Origin of the sequence: Sphingomonas sp. (assembly GCF_030145815.1) — a bacterium.
Taxonomy (GTDB): domain Bacteria; phylum Pseudomonadota; class Alphaproteobacteria; order Sphingomonadales; family Sphingomonadaceae; genus Sphingomonas.
Genome location: NZ_JAIXHL010000077.1, coordinates 1 through 2,890 on the forward strand (window position 1 = coordinate 1; position 2,890 = coordinate 2,890).

The following is a 2,890-nucleotide window of genomic DNA, read 5'->3' on the forward strand; positions in this document are numbered from 1 at the left end:
TGGGAGCCGAAGCACAATCTTCGCGACACGCTGCCGACGATCGTTGCCGCATTGAAGCGCCATCCGCGGGCCTGGTATCGGAACAACAAGCTCAACGAGAACCTGGTCGCCTGGAACGACAATCCAGCTTCCAAACCTGCGGAGGCGGGCCATCAACCCGCCGCGGCAGGCGATGGGATGGCCGGCATGGATCGCGGGGCTGTGGACCATAGCAGCATGGACCATGCAGCCATGGGGCACGGACCTGGCGGGGCGGACATGGCGATGGCCAGCCACGGTGTACACGGCGATCACATGGCCATAATGGACCGCGACGAGCGCCGCGCGCGCTGGGCGCTTTACGCAAACATCGGTCTGGGTCTGTGGCTCGCCTCGAGCCCGCTCATCTACGACTCGGTGACCACGGAGAGTGTCGGCGCGGCGGCACGCTTCGTCACCGTCGATCGCGGTCTGCCTTCAGTCGAATGGCGCGCAAGCGCACTGGCGATCAGCGATCTCCTCAGCGGTCTAGCGATTGCGCTGTTCGGTGCCCTGTCGCTCTCATCCCGGACCAAGACGTGGGCGCAGTGGGCGGTGGCGTTCGTCGGCATCTGGCTGTTCTTCGCCCCGTTGATCTTCTGGAGCCCGAGCGCCGCGCAGTACAACAACAACCTGCTCGTCGGCTCGGCCGTGATCGCGTTGTCGGTGCTCGTGCCGATGATGCCGGGCATGAGCATGGCCGGCATGATGGACCCCAAGAACATCCCGCCTGGCTGGACCTATTCGCCGTCCACGGACGCGCAGCGGCTCCCGATCGTCGCCATGGGCCTGATAGGCCTTCTCACCTCCCGCATCCTAACGGCCTACCAGCTGGGCCATATCGACACCGCGTGGGAGCCCTTCTTCGTTGGATCGCTGACCGACCCGCGCAACGGCACGGAGGAGATCATCACCTCGGACATGTCGAAAGCATGGCCGATCCCGGATGGAGGTCTCGGCACGATCAGCTACGTGCTCGAGATCCTGATGGCGGTCATGGGCACCCGCGACCGCTGGCGGACGATGCCGTGGATGGTCACCTTCTTCGGCATCCTGGTCATTCCGCTCGGCGTGGTCAGCATCTACTTCATCATCAGCCAGCCAATCGTTATCGGCACATGGAGCACCCTGGCGCTGATCGCTGCGCTCGCCATGCTGATCATGATCCCGTTCGCGCTCGACGAGGTGATTGCAATGGGTCAGTTTCTTCTCTGGGCACGCCGGCAAGGCAAACCGCTCATCCGCACCTTCTTCCAAGGTGATGCGATCGAAGCCGGTGGAGAGGACACGTCCGACGCGATGGCCTCGCCAAGCACCTTCTGGGCAGACGCGAAGAAAGGTCTGACCCTGCCATGGACGCTGATTGCGAGCATCGTCATCGGCGTCCTGCTCATGCTCACACGGGTGCTGTTCGGCACGGAAGGCGGTATGGCGAACAGCGATCACGTTGTGGGTGCGCTGGTCATCACGGTCGCGATCATCGCCACCGCGGAGGTTGCCCGTGCGCTACGGCTGATCAACGTCGCGTTCGGAGCCTGGCTCGTGGCCGCGCCTTTCCTCCTGGACGGCGTTGGTCACCTTGGTGCCGTGGCCTCGGTCGTAGCGGGCATTGGGCTCATCGGGCTCAGCCTGCCGCGCGGCAAGCGCAGCGCCGAGCATTATGCAAGCTGGGACAAGTACGTGATCTGACGGGCATAAGGGCGCGCCCGCCGTCTCCAGCCATTTGCGCGCGGTCCTCACCGTGTAGCCGCACGCCGCGCACTCGCATTTAAGCATCCGCGCCGCCTGCTTCTTGGGCCGCGTGGTCTCGCCGTCCGTGTCGAGCCGGGCATGGGGAAGGGGGCGGCGCTCCCTTTCCCCTCCTGACGAAGATCTCCGCCGGCATCGCCGGCGTCATCCTGGGCGGGCCTACCCGCCCGCGCGAGCGATTGCCACCCGCATGGGGCGAGACGCCAAGGGCGGCTCGATCGGAGCGTTAGCGGAGATAGCGCGCGGCCCGCACGGGCGGGGCGCGCATGACCGATCCGGTTGCGTTACTGTCTCGGTTCTGATACAGGTACTTTGATGGAGCCTACGACCACGAAGCCGATCCATTTCCTCGGCGACAGTCGGGAGGCGCTACGAAACTTCCCCGACGATTCCCGTTACAGTGCGGGCGTCGAACTCCGGGCGGTGCAGACGGGCCTCGATCCCTCGGATTGGAAGCCGATGAAAACCGTGGGGGCGGGCGTAAGGGAGATAAGGATCAGGGAAGCGTCGGGCGCGTTCCGGGTGATCTATTTGGCGACGCTGCCGGACAGGGTGCTTGTGCTTCATGGGTTTCAGAAAAAGACACAACAGACTGCGCAAAAGGACATCGACCTGGCCGCGAAACGGCTGAAAACTTGGAAGGCAGAACAATGAGCGCCGAACCTATGACTGTCGAAACCTTCGATAGCGTCTTTGACGCGCTCGCCGACACGCCGGCGGAAGCGGCGAACCTGACGGCGCGCGCGGACCTGCTGCTGAGCATCCGTGAGCGGGTGAAGTCGTGGGACGTGCCGCAAGAAAAAGCTGCTAAGCGGCTCGGCCTGACCCGCCCCAGGCTGAACGATCTCCTGCGCGGCAAGCTCGATAAGTTCTCGTTGGACGCCCTCGTCAACGTCGCCACGGCGGCGGGTTTCAAGCTGCATATCCAGCTCGAAGAAGCTGCATAGGTTATTCGCATAATCGCTTAGGGTCAGGATCTGTAATTTGCAGTTGCTTGGCGGTTGTCCCTTGAGGGTCTCAAGGATCTGTCCGCACTCGCCGGCCGATGGGTCGGTGGTGCTGTATCGGGTCTCACAAGGCCGGGCGTTGCATTGACTCGAAGCGGGCTTGAGGGCCCATCCGG

3 protein-coding genes and 1 pseudogene are annotated in these 2,890 nt (G+C 63.9%); 3 read left to right on the top strand and 1 reads right to left on the bottom strand.

Going from position 1 to position 2,890, the window contains the following annotated elements:
- Window positions 1-1,707: vitamin K epoxide reductase family protein (locus KYX69_RS23070; protein ID WP_300501679.1), on the top strand; the 1,707-nt coding region annotated here is incomplete at its 5' end.
- Here the strand turns inward: KYX69_RS23070 and KYX69_RS23075 are convergent.
- Window positions 1,708-1,860: pseudogene (locus KYX69_RS23075) on the bottom strand (transcription elongation protein SprT); the annotation flags it as partial.
- A 222-nt stretch (window positions 1,861-2,082) separates the two neighbouring features.
- Between KYX69_RS23075 and KYX69_RS23080 the strand changes: the two are divergent.
- Both KYX69_RS23080 and KYX69_RS23085 read left to right on the top strand, forming a co-directional pair.
- Window positions 2,083-2,421: a type II toxin-antitoxin system RelE/ParE family toxin gene (locus KYX69_RS23080; protein WP_066665091.1), complete on the top strand. Its 339-nt coding sequence runs from the start codon at window positions 2,083-2,085 to the stop codon at window positions 2,419-2,421.
- Between the two features lie 11 nt (window positions 2,422-2,432).
- Window positions 2,433-2,714, top strand: coding sequence for an XRE family transcriptional regulator (locus KYX69_RS23085; protein WP_066665084.1), 282 nt, complete (start codon window positions 2,433-2,435; stop codon window positions 2,712-2,714).
- Window positions 2,715-2,890 lie beyond the last annotated feature (176 nt).

Bases quoted from the DNA above. Each gene is read 5' to 3' on its own strand.
- KYX69_RS23085 (WP_066665084.1), top strand. From the start codon at position 2,433: ATGACTGTCGAAACCTTCGATAGCGTCTTTGACGCGCTCGCCGACACG.
- KYX69_RS23080 (WP_066665091.1), top strand. From the start codon at position 2,083: ATGGAGCCTACGACCACGAAGCCGATCCATTTCCTCGGCGACAGTCGG.